Below are 17,813 nucleotides of genomic sequence, written 5' to 3' on the forward strand. Positions count from 1 at the left end.
GGGGGGACGGTATGTCCTGCTTTTCGGCCAGCCGGCGAAAAACTTGAAGATATCGAAGGGGGAGCAGGCGAAAACCCGTGAAGGGAGATCCCGGTAAGGAATCAGGGGGAGGAAGGAGGAAGGGGAACCGGTGACGGAATGTGCTGTTGCCGGGGGAAAAAGAAAAGGGGCGACGGTGTGGACCGTTACCCCTTTCGATCTTTTGGTGCCGAAGACTGGAATCAGACCAAAGCCGGTCCTACAGGTCAACCACCTGAAATCATTGCCATAAAGGTTCCGAAGTGAACGGCACCAAGCGCGGATTGTGTGCGCTGCGTGTGCGCCAATGGCCGCAATGAAAACACCTTTTCTGCCAGATGTCAAACGCTTCGAAGACGATCAATCAAGCTGCGCCCCACGTTGATTATAGCTCATCCTCATCGCCATAGGTCGTAACGTCATCAAGCCCAGATGGAAACAAACCCCATGCCTTGAAGTCGTCTTCGGTCATGGTCCTATAACTATCGGTTTTGGCATGTCTTGCATTCCAAGCGGTATTTAGGTGATGGTATGCATGTCTAAGGGAAAGCTCAAGCTCTGTCTCGTCTGGCTTTTTAGAGGAAGCTATTCGAGACTCGATCTTTTCCAGTTCTTCTCTGGCTTCTTGTACGTTCGACAGGATCACTTTCCAATTCAGTCTATTCATGCCTTTCTCCACGGAATAAGCGACGGCTCTAGCGGCGTCTAGGGTCTCGCATTGCTTCCTTCAGCACTTCGGCAGTTGAAGGATGCCCAGCTTCCTGCGCTCTCTGAATCGCTGTCTTACCTGCTGAATCAGGCAGTTCAGGCCTTGCGCCTTTTTCTAGTAGAAGTTTCACGACTTCTGTATGCCCCGCAGCAGCTGCACTCACCAAGGCTGTACTCACTCCATCGGGTCCAGTTGCATCAGGCGATGCTCCTTTTGCTAGCAATTGTGACACATTGGCAAAGTCGCCCTCTCCGGCTGCAATTGCCATGGGTTCATCAATGAAGAAAGCCTTCCTGACGCCAAGTCCGACTATCGCGGCGACTATAAGTGATGCTGTTCCTAAAAAGATATGAGTTTTTCTTTGTCGTGGGAGAAATCGTGCGGCCAGAAGAAAGGCAATACCAACTATGAGCGCCAATGCACATGCAAAGAATGGAAAGAACTCAGGTGCCATCATTCTGTCCTTTTCGTAGCTTTTTGAACGAAATGTAAATTGCAGCAATTATACACGTCCAAAAAAATATGGAACATGTTGTTGCGATGAGCAGAAAAGCAGGTCCTCCTCCATCGGGAACAAGCGCATAAATGAGTGCTGACGGAATGACGCGAGCAACTGCGCCTCCAATATACACTCCGGGCCAAAGGTACACCGTGACCATCGGTGGTAGCATAAATAGGCACACGGCACCTAAACTGACTGCGCCGAGAAAAGCAAATAGTAGCGGCACCAGGATTGATTTTACTTTCATGGTGTTATCTTTTTCCATTTCGTCAGTTGTCTCATATTTTGCTTCTGCCAACCAGTTCTGGACGCTCAGGAGTGCTCCTGCTTTGACATAACGATGGAGGCGCAGCGGCTAGATGGCGTAACGTAATGCTGGCTGCTGTCAATTTTAGGTGCATTTGTATTCGAATCGATACCCGTCGAAAAACCTGAACCGGTCGATTCCAATTTCAGACAGATCGAATGCGATGTCACCGACTAATTCGTGACTCATCTCTTCATCCTGCATCCATGCGGTCACACTGTCTACCGCGTCGCCATCCCTTATGATCGAGGTTATGACCTCAAAGGCTGCACGGGTCGCCGAGATGTCGTCCTCATCTTCTGGTGACCATTCCTGGGGTTGCGAAAATCCGAGTAGATCAACGTTCCATCGTTCGACGTATCGGAAACCACAACTGCAACTTCCTCCAGGTGTGGTGAGAAACCATTTGTTTGGGTATCTCAGGAACCTGCTCTCGATAACATCCGGAATTTCTTGTGAAAAAGTGACAGAAGTGGTATTCCGTTCAGCCAGATCGCTTTGCGAAGTTGTACTAATCATAGTCATGTAGCACAAGAGGTTGAATCTCCTTAACATGGCTCTGGCACGGTTGGCCGGATTTATGGGATTGCGCTAACGAGTCAATCTACCACAAGAATGACGTTCAGGCTATTGATATCAGCCAGGGCCGTCCACTTTGCGCGCAAGCACACGCCTCGTTGGTCCTAAATGCGAGAGCAACTCCGAGGGACTATGCCTTACGGAGCGACGGCCTTGTCCAGCTACGGGGAAACATGAACCGCAAAGAACAGCAAAGCAAGTCGATTACTAAAAGGGGGCGCTATGGCAGGCAGAAGTGTGAAGTTTGACAAGAGGGTTGCTGAAGCTTTGCGTGAAGGGAGGTTTGAGGATATATCGGTTGAAGAACGAAATGCATTGGCTGCTCTCATTGAACCAAAGAAAAGGGGTCCCAGTCCAGAAACACAAGAGAAAATTGCACTAAGAAACAAAAAAATGGCTAAATTGATTAAAAGATTAAAAGCAGAGCGCTGGAGGTACGAAGATATCATAGAGAAGATCTTGGAAATGGACGATTTTCCTATGATTACTCGTAGTACGATCAGAACAGTTATAACTAAAGTAAACAAGGGTGAAATTACAATAGATTACGTTACTTTGGTAACCTTTGCTAACACTTTATCAATTTTAAGGACCCTGATAGGTGATTATGATTTCGACGAGGATACTGTTATTGCCAAGCTTTTACAATTAATGGAAATTCGTCAACCCGACACTGCTACAGTGCCTGACTTTGACGATAAAGACGAGGAAATAAGTGATGCTGAGTTTTTGAACATTCTTAAGCCCCGATTCGGCTTGTAGTGGCCTATGATGTGCTGAAAAAAGAGTTCCTTCTCCTTCTGCTACACCGACTGCCCACAAAAGAGGCCCACCGCCTGACCGTTGCCTTGCCTCTTCAGGTCTGGCTCGCCAAGGCGGGGGCCTAGCAGCATCTCCTTCCAAAATCCATCCAAAAAATTCACCCGTAATTAATAGTCCATTTGTATCCTGCTTAATTTCCTGTACTTTTTTGCGCTCTCGAGATGTGCGAACATGTCCATACCAGGCTGTTGAGGACTGCGGCCTACTTCCACAGCTAAAAGGAGAACATGCAATGACAGCACAAGAACCCGGCACCCAGAGCGGCAACCTGTTCGAGTCCCTCTTCGGCGTCAACCCTCATACCGTTGATATGCATGCGGTGCGGGAGTTTTTCAGCACAAGAGGTCTGGCCCTTGAATTCCGCATAGCGGAGGAGGAAAGAAAAGCGCTGTTCACAGACGCATGGCGGCGTGGCGTCCAAAAGGTTGGCCGTTGCTTCTTTCACGGCGACCCGGAAACCGCCACCAACTACAAGGAAATGGCACCGAAATGGGATGCCTTTCGCGAAGCTATATCTTATGCCTCTTCTGGCGAGGTCGCCCTGATGCGTGCGATGTACAGCCTGTACTGCCGCTACGATGCTCGCGACCTGCTGGATAGGCCCATGAGTCTGCTCGACATGGTCGTCGACCTCGACCCAGATTGTCGGAAAATCGTTACCGACATGTTGCTGCTGCATCCTGGGTGGTAGGCATTTCTGACCACTTTCCCGACGGAGCAATGCCAGTGGTGGCCGAGCAGATCGGCCCCCCCTGCTTTCCCGGTCTGGCGACCGGTTACAAAAGGAGAATTGCGGATGTATTTGATAGCGGCTGACAGTTTCATGAAGCAATGGGAGCGGGTGTTGTGCCAGAACGCATCCATATTGTGCTCAGGCGGCACGTTGAAGGAGGCGCTGCTGGCATACCAGTACCCTCGCAATCTGCCCAACCTCACCAAGGACAAAACTTCCGATGTCATTCCGGACATGGAAAACGGCGAGTTGTATTTCCCTCAGTACGACGAAACGGTACGTCTCTACTGGGAGGTTTCCAGCTCCGAAGAGGTGGGCACCTACTGGTTTAACACCCGTTATGCACTGTGCCCTGACGGTACCGTCCTCATGTTCGATTAACGAAGCTACCACCATGACGGCATCGTGCACTTATGCGCGATGCCGTCAGTAATCCGCCTGTAGAGGCGGACGTGAAGAAGGTGATGGGCGCCATGACGGCCAAAGCCACTAAAGGGGAAGGGAGCCATGAGAAGAGATGATCTGCAAAAGGCAATCAGCCACGCGGCCGCAACCGGCCTGGGTGCCGTAGATAGCAAAGCTTTTGAGAAGACGGCGGCCGGCACCTGGAAAATCAGGCCGAAGTGCCTATCAGAATACTACAGCTCCGGGGAAAAGGTGGTTTGCGGTATTCTCCTGGTCCTGTATTGGGAACTGTACGGCTCCCACCAGGGAGTGAAGTTGCCTGAAACTGTAACTTGGGAAAACCACCCCGTTGATCTGGTTTGGCCGGGGGCTTACTGGTTCCTGAAGGCGCTGGATAACCTCACCCATGAGGGGGCCTGGTCGGCCCTCAAGACGCTACTGCCAGGGAAGGGTTAAAATTCCTGTGGTCCTGAAGTGGCCATGCGCTGCGATGGATAGGTATTAGCCTATTAATTCTTACCCCAGCACACAACAATAGCCGTAATCTGGTCGAGCAGGGCCAGGGCGCGGCTGTTGCCATTTCTGCCCGCCTAAATCTGCCAACATCTGCAACATGCCATCCTAGATAGATCTCCATCGAGGCCCAACCCTCGACGCGGTGCTAGCACCGACTCGCCCACGATCTAGCCCTAACGGGCCGGGTGCGGACTGTTCACCACCCCTTTCTGCCCTGCATGCATCGTTTCACCATGGCGGTGATGCCTCCCTACGCAGTGTCGCCCTCCTACGACTTGCCCCCGGCTGCGTCCAGTTTATGCGACTCTCATAGCTTAATGGCATGCGGTGTCAATCGTTTTGTTGCGCTTCAAAGTATAGGCCTTTCAGGCCGTCTGCCGACGCTATGTCAGGCATCCGCCCGACATAGCGCGGCAGCCTAAATACTGGGTTGCGCTGTCCTATGCGCAACGGGGAGGCGCAACGATGCTGCGCATCGATCCAGCCGCCGAACTGGCGGCTGTCAAGGAATTCGTCGCTCTTACCCGTCGTCGACGGTACAGGCCGAGGCGCTTGGACCTCTACCGTGCCGAGCTTGTCGCTTTGCGGCGAGCTGGTGCGTCGCTTCGCGAAATCGTTGTATGGCTCCGTCGAATGCGCCGCTGTGATGTCCATAAATCAACTCTATGCCGCTATCTGCGGTCACTGCCGGAACTTGGGGGCGAACAGTTATGAGCGTAAGCTTCAGATCGGCCAAATCTCAGGCGCAACACATCGTGAAGCAGCTGGCTAGCCACGGTATCGACCGCCATAGCCATAAACGCGAGGGGCGGATTCACGGTCTCGGCACTGAGCGCTGTACAAAAGACGCCCTTGCTGTCTTTTGTGGCTGGCTGAAAGGCGAAGCCAGAGGTGATTTGAATCACGTCACACGACGGGATTGCGTTGACTACCTGGAGCAGCGTAGCGAAGCGGTCGGGCAGTCAGCACTAAATGCGGACCGACAGGCATTGAACCGACTGCTGTCAGTAACTCACCCCGGTGATAGCAAACTGCCAGTAGTACGGTCAGAAATTCCTAAGATATTAGCAGGTCGGGCATACACAGAGGCTCAGGTTGCTGCAATCGCCGAGAGGCAAAATATTAGAAACGCTTTAGTGTCTGAGCTGGCTTTCAGGACTGGCATACGTGCCCATGAGGCGCTGTCGATACGGCCAATTGCGGAACAGCCGCGTACGCATCGTCAATGGCGGTCAGATTTGTCATCTGGCCGAGAAGACCACGTCCAATACACAGTGCAAGGGAAGGGGGGATTGATTAGGGCAATTTTTATACCGGTTGATCTGGCTGAACGCCTTGAAGCGCGGAGACTGACCGAGCCGGTCCTGGTGGTCGATCGCGGCATAATGTATCAATCTCACTACGATATTTCTGGTGGGCAAAAGTTTTCACAGTCGTTTTCAGCGGCTTCGGTCAGAGCACTTGGCTTCAGCCACGGAGCCCATGGTTGTCGTCACGCTTTCGTCCAGGATTCAATGGAAGCTCTTAAAAAAGGTGGCTATTCAGATGTCGATGCCAGAGAGATAACGGCCAATCTCGTCGGCCATTTCAGGGACCTTATTGGGGCATACTTACGATGATCATCCGAATCATGGGGATAGCGCGGATTGTCCTTGTTGTCAGCTTTGTGGCGTTGGCGACCGTACATTACAGTTCCATACCCGGCGTTGTCTGCGGCATAGTCGGCTGTGTCGTCGGTTACTGGTGGTCTAGACAGGTACATAAGGCTCGAATCGCGGCATTGGAGAGCGAGCGCTCTGCTGCTGCCAGTGTGTTTGATGGCCTTCGAGCTGACTTACGGCGGGAGGAGATTTCCCGGCTGACGCTTGCCGCAGAGACGCGCCAGGCTCAAAGGATAATAAGGGAGGCGAACGCTGAGCTATTTAATTTGCGTCGCGATAACGAAAGGTTAAGGGGAGAGCTTGTCGGGGCGAGAGAGAAAAGCAAGAGAATACGGAGCGGACAAGATAAAAAGTGACATGTCGGCATTGATTTTGGCAAGGCGCTTGCTGAAGTAGTGACGTTGAAATGTTGAATCCCCCCTGCAAGCGGTCGGCGCAAACCGGTGGCGCTTGTAGGTAATGCCTACCATGGGGAACGGGGCAATAGGGCAAAGCGTGGGGCTCAAGGCTCAGAGCGCGCCCCGAGTCGAGTCGCAACCTCGATTATAGTCTGAGCGAAGCCGACCCAGTTGCGAGGGTGGTCGGCCCCCTTCCTCAACGTGGCTCCGTCGGAGTTGTGATAGAGGGTTGGGGTAAGGGCCGCCGAATCGAACCGACAACCCGCACGGCTCGCCAACGCGAGTCGGGTTGTCCAGGGCGAGGGATGGCGGAGCCTTGCCCCAACCCCGTTCCGTTTCCATCGGAGTTAGCCGGAACGGCTGACTCCAGTAGGAAGCCAGCTAGCCGCTGGCTTCCGGTAAAGCAAAAGCGAACCCAAAAGCTGACTTAATACCCTGTCTACATAAAACGCATGCGCGAAATCGCGATGCCAACTCCTGTAGCGATGCCATCTCCTTGTTCGGATTCACCTGCACAACGGACAATGCAAAAAAACGGCACGAATGCAAGAAAATGGCACCGAAAAGTACTAAAAATTGTCATACAAGCAAGACGGGAACCATTTCTTGCCTTTAACGATATCATCCTAGCATCCAGGCCGCGCACGTTGCTGCCCCCGCAGCGGTAAGCTGCGAAGATGCCGGACCATAGGGCACTGACGAAGCAAGAGAGGCGGAAACGACGGGAGGGGCGACGGCCCTAACCAGAGCAGGGGAACATCCCTGATGGGCATAGAAGCCCAAACAGCACCGAACATTGACCCATCAGAGCCCCGGTGACGACCGGGGCTCTTCGTGTTACCGACCGCTTTCCATCTATGACGCCTTAGCTTTGTTGCATCTTTTGCTTTCTGCCTGCCTGTTCCGACGCCGTGCTTTTTTTGCCATGGCTGCCAATGCTTCCTTACTTGGCGGCCATGGCTTTACGTTTGCCATCGGGGTTGTGAAATCAAGTTGATGCACAAGCTGCTGCATGATCTTAATGTTGAACTCGTCGCCATAGACCGCCTCACTCATGTTGTTTTGATCGGGGGCATGTCCTGCGAGTTGTGCTCTCTGCTCTGCCGTGACATTTTTCTGCTTAAGTTCATTCAGGGTGGTGTGGCGCATCGAGTACAGAGTTTTTACCTGTTTGCTTTTGATTCCGGTGCGCGGCAGGATGAACTCGTTAAAGCGTCGACATGGCGTTTTGGCAAGTTTTCCAACGATAGGAACAATGTCGGGAAATAGTCGACCGGATGGCGCTTCCTCTACGAAGTTCTTGAACCCTACATCGATCAGATGTGAGTGAATAGGTATATCCCGCAGAGAGTTCTCTGTCTTCACCCGCTTCGGCCAAACGTCTTCGGGCTCATCTTTCGTTTTTATGTCATTGATTGACATTACCCATACGTCCTCAACCAGTCGAAAATCCTTTTTTTCTAGCTGGCAGAACTCTGTTACCCGTACACCTGAATAGAGCAATACCAGTGGCAGCCAGTACTCCCACACGTAATCGAAATCATGCTTCGACCAGATAGCGTCGCTGAAAAGCCTTTGTAGCTCAACAGCAGTGAAAGGAAGGCGTTTTTTCATTTTATTTCCGGCAGTGGTTTCACCTTCAGCTGCCTTGACTTGCATGTCTTCAAACGGGTTGTCCTGAAGAGAGCTGTTACGTTTTTTCAGCCACTTAAAAAGAGAACTAATCGTCTCCATCCTCTGATTTACAGTTTCAGAGCTGACCTTAACGGGGTCGTTTTCCGCGACCAGTTCGGCAACGGTCATGTTAACCCGCTCCTTAGTCGTTCGGTATCGTGGGAGCTTGAGGTAGGTATCACGGAATTTTTCTGCCTTGTAGTAGTCCACGGCGCCGATTGGCAAGTCACCAATGATCTCTTGCAAAAGGGTCAACTTCGAGAGAAGTTGTTTCTCCTTCTCTTCATCGAACCGTGCATCGCGGCCTTTCAGGTCGCGAATGTAGACTTTGATCGCGGTCGAGAGCGGCATGTTTCCATCGATACGAGTTTCGACCGGAGCTTCGGGGAGCCCGAACTTTAGAGGCTTTTCAACGGGGAACTGATCGACGGCACCTGGACGGATGATGCCGCGATGGATCAGCATATCCAACTCCTCTGCAGTTTTTTCTTTGTCGAGCTGGTAGGTGGCGTTACCCACCGTGACCACCATGTCCTGTCGATGTTGTGACACTGGAAATCCCTCCAACGCATGAAATAGCTCAAAAGCTTGTGCAGCATACAGGATTGCCTGTCGCTCGGCAAGTTGGCGATTGGTGCCTGCAATTGCTTTTTTCAGCTCGCGTTTGCCGAGCTTTGCCTGGAGCCTTCGCGGCACCCGCATTCTGAAGAAGTAGCCTTTGGGGGTGAGGGTGAGGTAGGAGTTGCGCGGAACGTCGGACATAAAAAAAACCTCCCGATGTGTGCGCCTTGTGTGCGCTACTTCGGGAGGTTTTTATGGGGATAACCCTAAGAGGTTGAATTCAAAGGGTTATCGATTTCTTGTGGTGCCGAAGACTGGAATCGAACCAGCACACCCTTGCGAGTACTAGAACCTGAATCTAGCGCGTCTACCAATTCCGCCACTCCGGCTTGAGAGACCACCCTTATACCACCAGAGAGACTGTCATGCAAGGGAAAAGTGCCAGTCTTTTCCCCGCGTTGAAAAATCGCCTACTCCCGTACGTAGGTGTCCATGTCCGATTCGTCGACCATGGCCATCCGCCTCTGGTACTCGGATTCGATGGTGAGGTAGTGGTTGTGGGTCTCGCGGGCGTTGATCTCGAAGATCTCCCTGATCGACGCGTCGTTAATGCGTGCCGCCGTCTCCAGCAGCGCCTGCTCGAGGTTGGTCTCTTTCTCCATGGCGACCTCGAGCGCCTTTTCCTCGGTGAAGTCGGAGTTGATCACCTGCTGGATGGAGGTGAGCCAGACGGAATCGCGCTCGGGCGGCGCCTCGATGAAGTCGTCGAAGGGACCGAGGTCGTGGCCGAGATAGGCCCGGTAGAAGTGGTGGGCGTGTTCGCGTTCTTCGTTGGCAAGCTGTTCGAAGATGCGGCGAGCCTCCCTGTCCCTCATCTGCTTGGCACCAAGCTGATAAAAGTTCATCGCGTTCTTTTCAGTCTGTATTGCCTGCTTGATGGCGTCCTGTGCGTTCTTCATGGCCCCTCCCTCCGGTGTGAGAAATTTCAGTTACCGTGAATTATAGGGTATGGGCCTTTCTTGTCAAATTCGGACGGCTTAGTTAGGCGGGATTATTGGTGAAAAAGGACAGCTCTATAGTGTTGGGGGCGTCTATGACTATTGTCTTGTCCGGAAAGGGAAGGGGAGGTTCAGCGAAGGGCAAAAAGTAGAGGGCAAAAAGAAAAGCGTCCCGGGATTCCCGAACGCTTTTCTGGTCGTTAGATGGTGCCGAAGACGAGACTCGAACTCGTACAGGCTGTCGCCCGCCACCCCCTCAAGATGGTGTGTCTACCAATTCCACCACTTCGGCTTAGGAACGTCTTTCTAACATTTTCGTCTCCGCAAGTCAAGGCGGAAATGAGGATTTAAATCAATATTATCAGCTGCTTGGAATAAAACAGGGCCCGTCTGGAACAACGGGCCCTGCGGTTTTCAATCGATGGTGCCGAAGACGAGACTCGAACTCGTACAGGCTGTCGCCCGCCACCCCCTCAAGATGGTGTGTCTACCAATTCCACCACTTCGGCATCGAGACTCAGCAATTTACCAGCAGTTGATCAGGAAGTCAACCGAAAAAGTTACTTCTGCTGGGCCGGAGCTGCCGGGAAGGCCGGAGCTTTGGCCGGAGCGCCCGGCGCAGCCGGAACGGCCGGAGTCTGACCCGGAGCGGCAGGGGCGGCCGGAGCGGCACCGGGAGCACCCGGCATCTGCTGCAGCGGCATCCCGCCCATGGGAGCGGTCTTGGCCTTCTTGACCGTCTTGCCGGACATGATGGAGGAGCCGCCACCTTTGCCGGAGACGAAGGCGAGGGAGAGCGAGGTGAGCATGAAGATCACGGCGGCGTAGGTGGTCAGCTTACTCATGAAAGTGCTGCCGCCGCCCGCACCGAAGACCGACTGGCTGCCGCTGGCGCCGAAGGATGCGCCCATCTCGGCCCCTTTCCCGGACTGAAGAAGAACGACGATGATGAGGGCGAAGCATACGATGATGTGCAGGGTTACCAGTAAGATAGTCATTAAAACCGTTACCTCCGACGAAATTCAAAAAGACTATTTAACACAATTCCCCGCAAAAGACAACCTCATAAGGAGGCTATGCAACTCCCCCTCGGTAAAAGAGGGGTTTAGGGGGATTTCTCCTGTCGCCACAACTGCTGCAAATCCCCCCTGTCCCCCTTTTTCAAAGGGGGGGACCTCATTTCCGCTAATACCCCCCGGTATTCGCCGAACCCTTTCTAAAGGGGGGGACGGGTCCCGGAGGAGCTAGTCGCGGAAGCGGACGATGGGGGCGAAGGTGGCAGCCTTGAGGCTCGCACCCCCGACCAGGGCGCCGTCGATGTCGGCGCAGGACATGAGCCCCTTGACGTTCTCGGCCTTCACGCTCCCGCCGTAGAGGATGCGGGTCTTGCCGGCGGTTTCCTGGCCGTAGAGGGAGGCCAGCACGCCGCGGATGAAGGCATGGGCTTCCTGGGCCTGGTCGTCGGTGGCGGTCTTGCCGGTACCGATCGCCCAGACCGGTTCGTAGGCGACGATGACCGGCGCGAACTGGCTGGCGGTCAGACCTTCAAGCCCACCTTTGAGCTGGGTCTCGAGCACCTTGAAGGTGTCGCCCGCCTCGCGGGCATCGAGGGTCTCCCCGATGCACATGATGGGGACCAAGGCCCCCGCGAGGGCGGCCTTGGTCTTCTTGTTGACGGTGGCCTCGGTCTCGCCGAAGTACTGCCTGCGCTCGGAGTGTCCGATGATCACGTGGCTTGCCCCGGCATCGAGGAGCATGCGGGAGGAAACTTCACCGGTAAAGGCGCCTTCCTCTTCCCAGAAGACGTCCTGGGCAGCCAGGCTGATGTTGGTGCCGGCGGTGGCGGGAACCAGCGAGGGGAGCACGGTGAACACGGGGGCCACGATGATTTCCACGTTGTCGACGTCTTTGACCTGCGGGGCGAGCTCCTCGATGAGGGCGAGCGCCTCGTTCTTGGTCTTGAAAAGCTTCCAGTTGCCAGCGATCACCGGCTTGCGCATGAATGACCTCCAAGTAAATCCAATTGATAGTAATTTTAAATATGAGACTGTGGAGCCCATCCTCACCCTGTCCCTCCCCTTGAAGGGGAGGGGACGTAAGGCCCGGGTTTTCCCCCGCCCCTTGAGGGAGGGGGGTAGGGGGTGGGGTACGTTTCCACGCAGTGCCGAAGCCGGCTTCCCCCCCACCCTGACCCTCCCCCTCAAGGGGGGAGGGTCAGGGTGGGGGGGAACGGTGGGGCCGGCGGTTACTTGAGCGGTTACTTGCTCCCGTTTTCGTCGAGGGCCTGGATGCCGGGGAGGATCTTTCCTTCGAGGAGTTCGAGGAAGGCGCCGCCGCCGGTGGAGATGTAGCTGATCTTGGCGTACTCGCCGGCACGGTGGACGGCTACGTCGGTGTCGCCGCCCCCTACGATGGTAAGGGCGTAGGAGTTAGCCACCGCGCTCACCATGGCGAAGGTGCCGCGGGAGAAGGCGTCCATCTCGAAGACCCCCATCGGGCCGTTCCAGACGATGGTCTTGGCGTTTTGCAGCGCCTCGGAGAAGAGGGTGACGGTGGCGGGTCCGATGTCGAGCGCCATCCACCCCTCCGGGATCTCCTGGATCGGGGTCACCTTGTTCTCGGCCGCCGCATGGAACTGGTCGGCCACCACGCAGTCGACCGGGAGGTAGAACTTGACCCCTTTCTCGCGGGCCTTCTGGTAGGTCTTCATGGCGGTCTCGATCAGGTCCTCTTCGACGAGCGACTTGCCGACGTTGTACCCCATCCCTTTCAGGAAGGTGAAGGCCATGCCGCCGCCGATGATGATCTTGTCGACCTTGTCGCAGAGGTTTTCCAGCACCTCGATCTTGCCGGAGACCTTGGCACCGCCGAGGATGGCGACCAGCGGGCGGATCGGGTTCTGCATCGCCTTGTCGAAGTAGTTCATCTCGTTTTTCATCAGGAAGCCGGCGGCCACCACGGGGAAGTAGTTGGTGATGGCGTGTACCGAGGCGTGGGCGCGGTGGGAGACGGCGAAGGCGTCGTTTACGTAGATCTCGCAGCCGTTCACCAGGTCTTTGGCGAAGTTCGCGTCGTTTTTCTCCTCACCCTGGTAGAAGCGGACGTTTTCAAGCATGATCACGTCGCCCGGCTGCATGGCGTCGATCATCGCCTTGGTCTCGGCCCCGATGCAGTCGGGGGCGAGCTTCACCTCTTTGCCGAGCAGGCGGGAGAGGCGCTTGGCGGCCGGGGCCATCGAGTACTTCTCCTTGCGCTCCCCTTTCGGGCGGCCGAGGTGGGAGGCGAGGACTATCTTGGCCTTCTGGTCCAGCGCGTAGTTGATGGTCGGCAGCACGGCGCGGATCCTGGTGTCTTCGGTGATGTTCTGGTGTTCGTCGAGCGGCACGTTGAAGTCCACCCGCATGAAGATCTTTTTCCCCTCGAGATTGGCGATCTCGTCGATGTAACGAATCGTCATGGCAAATCCTCCTTGAATTGCAGATTCTTAAACGGAAAAAAAGGGGGGAGTAATCTCCCCCCTTCGGGTTTTCCGGGACGTCCTTTTTTAGAAGAGCATCTTAATAAGGCCGACCACCCGGCTGGAGAAGCCCGCTTCGTTGTCGTACCAGGAGATGACCTTCACCATGTTGCCGCCGATCACCTTGGTGGAGGGGGCGTCGACGATGGAGGAGAGCTGGCAGCCGTTGAAGTCGATGGAGACCAGGGGCTCGGTGCTGAAGCCGAGGATACCCTTGAGCGGCCCTTCGGAGGCTTCCTTCAGTTTGGCGTTGACCTCTTCGGCGGTGGTTTCCTTGGAGAGGGTGCAGACCAGGTCGACCACCGAGACGTTCGGGGTCGGAACGCGGATGGCCATGCCGTCCAGCTTCCCTTTGAGGGCCGGGAGCACCAGGGAGACCGCCTTGGCGGCGCCGGTGGTAGTCGGGATCATGGAGAGGGCGGCGGCGCGGGCGCGGCGGAGGTCCTTGTGCGGCAGGTCGAGGATGTTCTGGTCGTTGGTGTAGGAGTGGACGGTGGTGACCAGGCCTTTCTCGATTCCCCAGTTGTCCTGGAGGACCTTGGCGACCGGGGCCAGGCAGTTGGTGGTGCAGGAGGCGTTGGAGACGATGTGGTGCTTCTCCTTGTTGTACTCCTTGTCGTTCACGCCGAGCACGACGGTGAGATCCGGGTCGGTGGCCGGGGCGGAGATGACGACTTTCTTGGCGCCTGCGGTGAGGTGCATGGCGGCCTTGTCGCGGGCGGTGAAGAGGCCGGTCGATTCGAGGACCGCGTCGACCTTCATCTCTTTCCAGGGGAGTTCGGCCGGGTTTCTCACGGCGAGGATCTTGATGGCCTTGCCGTTGACGACGATCTGGTCGTCCTTGGCCACCACTTCGCCGGGGAAGGTGCCGTGAACCGAGTCGTACTTAAGAAGATGGGCCAGGGTCTTTGCGTCGGTGAGGTCGTTGATTGCAACAAACTCGATACCCGGATCCTGTATAGCCGCTCTCAGGACGCAACGTCCGATCCTGCCGAAGCCGTTGATAGCAACTCTCAAAGCCATAAGCACTCCTCCTGGTTAATTAGATTATTCCTACCCAGTCCCGGATAGTAAACAATAGGCCCGGTGGCCGTCAAGTTTTTATTCAAGAATTCTCAAAATTGCCCGATACCGCTGCTGTGCGTCCCGATTCCGCCGCCGCCGGAGGGAGGTCCCGCCCGAGGTGTGTTTACAATAAACGCCCGATAATAATTGACTTTTCAGGGATTACTCTCTATGCTCTAGTGGCGCTTTGTCTATCTCTTTCAACCGTCGAGGATTGGAACCGCCTTCTTGATGAACATGACCCTCGAAAAAAGAATCTTCCTCTTCTCCTTCCTGATTCTCTTTCTCACCATATTTGCCAGCTCCGGCATGGATATCATGGCCCTGCGCAAGGACCAGATCCAGAACCTGAACCTCCGTTCCCAGAGCCTGGCCGGTACCCTTGCCGCCAACATCGAGAAGGTGCTGAACCTGGGGCTTGAGCTAAAGGATATGAGCGGTCTGTCGGAGAAGTGCCGGGAGATCATCGAGGGCAATCCCGATATCGCCTACAGCCTGGTCACCGACCTAAACGGCAACGTCATATTCGCCAGCAGCCGGCCTTTCTTCTCCTTTCCCAAGCGTCCCTGGGTCCCCGATAACCCTTCCGCCTCCCCGAGCGACGCCGTGGTCGAACAGATCCCGGTGCCGTTGGACGGGAGAAAGGAGGTCTTCTACGACAGCTCGCTGCCGGTGAAGTCCCCCTACGGCAAGCCCATCGCCCGGGTCCACGTCGGCTTCAGCGAAGACGTCGTGTTCGAGCGGATCAGGGGGATGGTGTACAAGACCCTCTACCTTTTGGCGCTCGCCCTCCTTGCCTCCTTTACCTTCGTGATGATCTTCGTCAAGAGGGCCGTCACCCATCCCATCTCCATCCTTCTCAAGGGAGTGAAGCAGATCTCCCAGGGCTCCTTCGATACCAAGATCACCGAGGTAGGGGCCTTCGAGTTTGCCGAGCTCGGCAAGAGCATCAACATCATGTCCGAATCGCTCAAGGCCCGCGACGCCGAGCTCAACAAGAGCTACCAGGAGATGGAGCGGACCTTCGAGGAGCTGCAGGCCTCCTACCAGAAGCTGGAAACGCTCAGTGCCGAGCTTGAGCGCTCCGAGGAGCTGTACAAGTCGCTCATGGAGGACGCAAGCGACGCCATCGTGGTCATCGACGCCGACGAGTCCATCCGCATGGTCAACAAGATGGCGGAGGATTTCTTCGGCTACGAGTCGAAGGAGGTCGTGGGGCTCCCGCTCACCAAGCTGCTTTTGCTTTTGAACATCGCCAATATCCCCAAAGTCCAGCGGATGTTCAGGGAGGCGGCGGGCGGAAACCACGTGGCCGACGAGATGCAGCTCTCCCGCAAGGAGGGTGGGGCGGTGGTGGCGCTTCTGCACGCTTCGAGCGTGAAAAGCGGCAACGAGACCCTGGTCCAGGCGATCTTCCGCGACGTAACCCGCGAGCGCGAGATCATCGCCAACCTCGAGAAGAGCTCCGCCGACCTCGCCCGGCTGAACAGGATGAAGGACTCCTTCCTGGGGCTCGCCTCCCACGAGCTGAAGACCCCGCTCACCGTCATCATGGGGTATTCCGAACTGATCACCACCGACCTCGCCGAAACGGTCGACAAGACGGTGCTGGAGATGGTGGCCAACATCGCCAACGCCGCCTCGCGGCTGGACAACATCATCAAGGACATGGTCGACGTCTCGATGATCGACGAGAAGAGGCTGCAACTGAAGATGGAGGAGGTCCACCTCAACCGCCTGATCGAGTCCTCGGTCAACGAACTCCGCTTCTTCTTCTCGATGCGGAAGCAAGAGGTGGTGCTCCGGCTCGACGAATCGATTCCGACCATCCGCGGCGACGCCTTGCGGCTCATGCAGCTTTTGTCGAACATCCTCGGCAATGCCATCAAATTCACCCCCGACGGCGGCCGCATCACGGTCTCCACCTCGGCGAAGTACCTTTTGCGGTCCTCGCCGGGAAGCGACCCGCTGGCGCCGCCGCGCGAGCACCATCTTTTCCTGGAGATCACCGTCACCGACACCGGGATCGGCATCGACCGCGAGGACCAGGTCCGCATCTTCGAGAAGTTCTACGAGGTCGGCAACATCCAGGAACACTCCAGCGGAAAAGTCGCCTTCAAGGCCAAGGGGGCCGGGCTCGGCCTTTCCATCGCCAAAGGGGTGGTGGACATGCACGGCGGCGAGATCTGGGTGGAGTCGACCGGCTACGACCCGGAGAGCTTCCCCGGCTCCACCTTCCATATCCTGCTCCCGGTCACCACCGGGCTGGCCCAGGAACCTCCCCGCTACGCGACGCTTCTCCATTAGGCACTCCTCAGCAAGTAGGCCTTGAATCGGGTCATCGTTTCCTGTATAAAAAATAGGTTTTTCACCCAGGTTTTTTCAGGGCGCCCGCCCCGGTTAACGGGCACGTTGGAGGGATGCGTGAAGGTCAGCCTGCTGGCGAGCGGCAGCAAGGGGAACTCCCTGTACCTGGAATCCGATTCTTGCCGGCTGCTGATCGATGCCGGTCTTTCCTGCCGCGAGACGCTGGTCAGGCTTTCGAGCCTCGGCGTGGCTCCCGAGACCCTCGACGGGATCCTGGTCACCCACGAGCACAGCGACCACGTGCGCGGGGTGGGGACGGTGGCCAGAAAGCTGAAGATCCCGATTCTGGGCGCCGCCAAGACCTTGGAGGCGTCGCGCTCCTGCATCGGGAAGGCGCAGCAGATCGAGTTCGAGCCCGGTATCTCTTTCGAGTTCAAGGGGCTCACTATCGATCCCTTCCCGATCACCCACGACGCCTGCGACCCGGTCGGCTACCGCATCGAGGGGAGCCTCGGCATCTTCGGCTTCGCCACCGATCTCGGCGTCGCCACCCGGCTGGTCGAGGAGAAGCTCAAGGGGTGCCGCGCGCTGGTCCTGGAGTTCAACCACGACGAGCGGATGCTGCAGGAGGGGCCGTATCCCTGGCATCTCAAGCAGCGCATCCGTTCCCGGCACGGCCACCTCTCGAACGAACAGGGGGCGAATCTCCTGGCCGAGCTTCTTCATCCCGGGCTCGAGGGAGTCTTCCTCTCCCATCTTTCGGAAGTGAACAACGACCCGGCGCTGGCCCTTGCGTCGGCACGGGGACTCTTGGATAGCCAGAACGTCTGCGCACCGCAGGTTTTCGTCGGCAACCAGTACCAGGCGAGCGGCATGCTCGCCATTGCATAACCATGTAACCAAGGATCCTTCAAGCCCGGCATCGACCATGCCGGATCTAGGGGGATTTTCTTTTTGCAGTTGGTCCGCCCTTGAAGTCCTCTTCGACCAGGGGGGATTTAGGGGCATTGGCGATAAAGCAAGCGATTTCATCGTAGGCAT

General features: G+C 56.1%; 19 protein-coding genes and 3 tRNA genes. 8 read left to right on the forward strand and 14 right to left on the reverse strand.

All coding sequences use genetic code 11. From position 1 onward, the window contains the following. Positions 1-403: 403 nt before the first annotated feature. The 4 genes from L4X63_RS15750 to L4X63_RS15765 form a co-directional block, all read right to left on the reverse strand. The gene (locus tag L4X63_RS15750; protein WP_250679608.1) at positions 404-685 is read right to left on the reverse strand and encodes a hypothetical protein; all 282 of its coding nucleotides are present in this window, start codon (positions 683-685) and stop codon (positions 404-406) included. Positions 686-713: 28 nt separating this feature from the next. Further along, complete coding sequence (locus L4X63_RS15755; protein WP_250679609.1) at positions 714-1,184, reverse strand: ankyrin repeat domain-containing protein; 471 nt, start codon at positions 1,182-1,184, stop codon at positions 714-716. Next, on the reverse strand, positions 1,171-1,527 hold the full coding sequence (locus L4X63_RS15760; protein ID WP_250679610.1) for a hypothetical protein: 357 nt from the start codon (positions 1,525-1,527) through the stop codon (positions 1,171-1,173). Before L4X63_RS15760 ends, L4X63_RS15755 begins: the two co-directional genes overlap by 14 nt. A 93-nt stretch (positions 1,528-1,620) precedes the next feature. After that, complete coding sequence (locus L4X63_RS15765) at positions 1,621-2,061, reverse strand: hypothetical protein (protein ID WP_250679611.1); 441 nt, start codon at positions 2,059-2,061, stop codon at positions 1,621-1,623. 276 nt (positions 2,062-2,337) lie between these two features. Here L4X63_RS15765 and L4X63_RS15770 point away from each other — a divergent pair, with 276 nt between their 5' ends. The 4 genes from L4X63_RS15770 to L4X63_RS15785 all read left to right on the forward strand — a co-directional run bounded on the left by L4X63_RS15770 (position 2,338) and on the right by L4X63_RS15785 (position 4,531). Then, positions 2,338-2,877, forward strand: coding sequence for a hypothetical protein (locus L4X63_RS15770; RefSeq protein ID WP_250679612.1), 540 nt, complete (start codon positions 2,338-2,340; stop codon positions 2,875-2,877). 292 nt (positions 2,878-3,169) lie between these two features. Continuing rightward, positions 3,170-3,628, forward strand: a complete 459-nt coding sequence (locus tag L4X63_RS15775) for a hypothetical protein (protein ID WP_250679613.1) — start codon at positions 3,170-3,172, stop codon at positions 3,626-3,628. Between the two features lie 105 nt (positions 3,629-3,733). Further along, positions 3,734-4,051, forward strand: coding sequence for a hypothetical protein (locus tag L4X63_RS15780; protein WP_250679614.1), 318 nt, complete (start codon positions 3,734-3,736; stop codon positions 4,049-4,051). 126 nt (positions 4,052-4,177) lie between these two features. Then, complete coding sequence (locus L4X63_RS15785) at positions 4,178-4,531, forward strand: hypothetical protein (RefSeq protein ID WP_250679615.1); 354 nt, start codon at positions 4,178-4,180, stop codon at positions 4,529-4,531. Between the two features lie 390 nt (positions 4,532-4,921). Here L4X63_RS15785 and L4X63_RS15790 read toward each other — a convergent pair whose 3' ends face one another. After that, on the reverse strand, positions 4,922-5,245 hold the full coding sequence (locus tag L4X63_RS15790; RefSeq protein WP_250679616.1) for a hypothetical protein: 324 nt from the start codon (positions 5,243-5,245) through the stop codon (positions 4,922-4,924). A gap of 56 nt (positions 5,246-5,301) precedes the next feature. On the opposite strand from L4X63_RS15790, the gene L4X63_RS15795 reads away from it, so the two are divergent. Beyond that, a complete protein-coding gene (locus L4X63_RS15795; protein ID WP_250679617.1) occupies positions 5,302-6,210 on the forward strand; it encodes a site-specific integrase in 909 nt (302 codons plus the stop codon). Then, positions 6,207-6,608, forward strand: a complete 402-nt coding sequence (locus L4X63_RS15800) for a hypothetical protein (RefSeq protein ID WP_250679618.1) — start codon at positions 6,207-6,209, stop codon at positions 6,606-6,608. Before L4X63_RS15795 ends, L4X63_RS15800 begins: the two co-directional genes overlap by 4 nt. Before the next feature lie 897 nt (positions 6,609-7,505). On the opposite strand, the gene L4X63_RS15805 is transcribed toward L4X63_RS15800, so the two are convergent. The 9 genes from L4X63_RS15805 to gap form a co-directional block, all read right to left on the reverse strand. Further along, the gene (locus L4X63_RS15805; protein ID WP_250679619.1) at positions 7,506-9,086 is read right to left on the reverse strand and encodes a site-specific integrase; all 1,581 of its coding nucleotides are present in this window, start codon (positions 9,084-9,086) and stop codon (positions 7,506-7,508) included. A gap of 101 nt (positions 9,087-9,187) precedes the next feature. After that, positions 9,188-9,274: transfer RNA gene (locus L4X63_RS15810), tRNA-Leu, on the reverse strand. An 81-nt stretch (positions 9,275-9,355) separates the two neighbouring features. Then, a complete protein-coding gene (locus L4X63_RS15815) occupies positions 9,356-9,844 on the reverse strand; it encodes a ferritin-like domain-containing protein (RefSeq protein WP_250679620.1) in 489 nt (162 codons plus the stop codon). A gap of 244 nt (positions 9,845-10,088) precedes the next feature. Continuing rightward, positions 10,089-10,175, reverse strand: a tRNA-Leu gene (locus L4X63_RS15820). Positions 10,176-10,305: 130 nt separating this feature from the next. Next, positions 10,306-10,392: transfer RNA gene (locus L4X63_RS15825), tRNA-Leu, on the reverse strand. Positions 10,393-10,443: 51 nt separating this feature from the next. Further along, complete coding sequence (gene secG / locus L4X63_RS15830; RefSeq protein WP_250679621.1) at positions 10,444-10,881, reverse strand: preprotein translocase subunit SecG; 438 nt, start codon at positions 10,879-10,881, stop codon at positions 10,444-10,446. Positions 10,882-11,127: 246 nt separating this feature from the next. Further along, entirely contained in the window at positions 11,128-11,883 is a 756-nt protein-coding gene (gene tpiA / locus L4X63_RS15835; RefSeq protein ID WP_250679622.1) for a triose-phosphate isomerase, read from the reverse strand. 257 nt (positions 11,884-12,140) lie between these two features. Further along, positions 12,141-13,340 carry a phosphoglycerate kinase gene (gene pgk / locus L4X63_RS15840; protein WP_250679623.1) on the reverse strand — a complete coding sequence of 400 codons (1,200 nt, stop codon included), beginning with the start codon at positions 13,338-13,340 and terminating at the stop codon, positions 12,141-12,143. A gap of 87 nt (positions 13,341-13,427) precedes the next feature. Beyond that, the gene (gap, locus tag L4X63_RS15845; RefSeq protein WP_250679624.1) at positions 13,428-14,423 is read right to left on the reverse strand and encodes a type I glyceraldehyde-3-phosphate dehydrogenase; all 996 of its coding nucleotides are present in this window, start codon (positions 14,421-14,423) and stop codon (positions 13,428-13,430) included. Positions 14,424-14,696: 273 nt separating this feature from the next. On the opposite strand from gap, the gene L4X63_RS15850 reads away from it, so the two are divergent. After that, a complete protein-coding gene (locus L4X63_RS15850; protein WP_250679625.1) occupies positions 14,697-16,772 on the forward strand; it encodes an ATP-binding protein in 2,076 nt (691 codons plus the stop codon). Positions 16,773-16,889: 117 nt separating this feature from the next. Continuing rightward, on the forward strand, positions 16,890-17,663 hold the full coding sequence (locus tag L4X63_RS15855) for an MBL fold metallo-hydrolase (RefSeq protein WP_250679626.1): 774 nt from the start codon (positions 16,890-16,892) through the stop codon (positions 17,661-17,663). The last annotated feature ends 150 nt before the right edge of the window (positions 17,664-17,813 follow it).

Origin of the sequence: Geomonas sp. Red32 (assembly GCF_023652955.1) — a bacterium.
GTDB lineage: Bacteria > Desulfobacterota > Desulfuromonadia > Geobacterales > Geobacteraceae > Geomonas.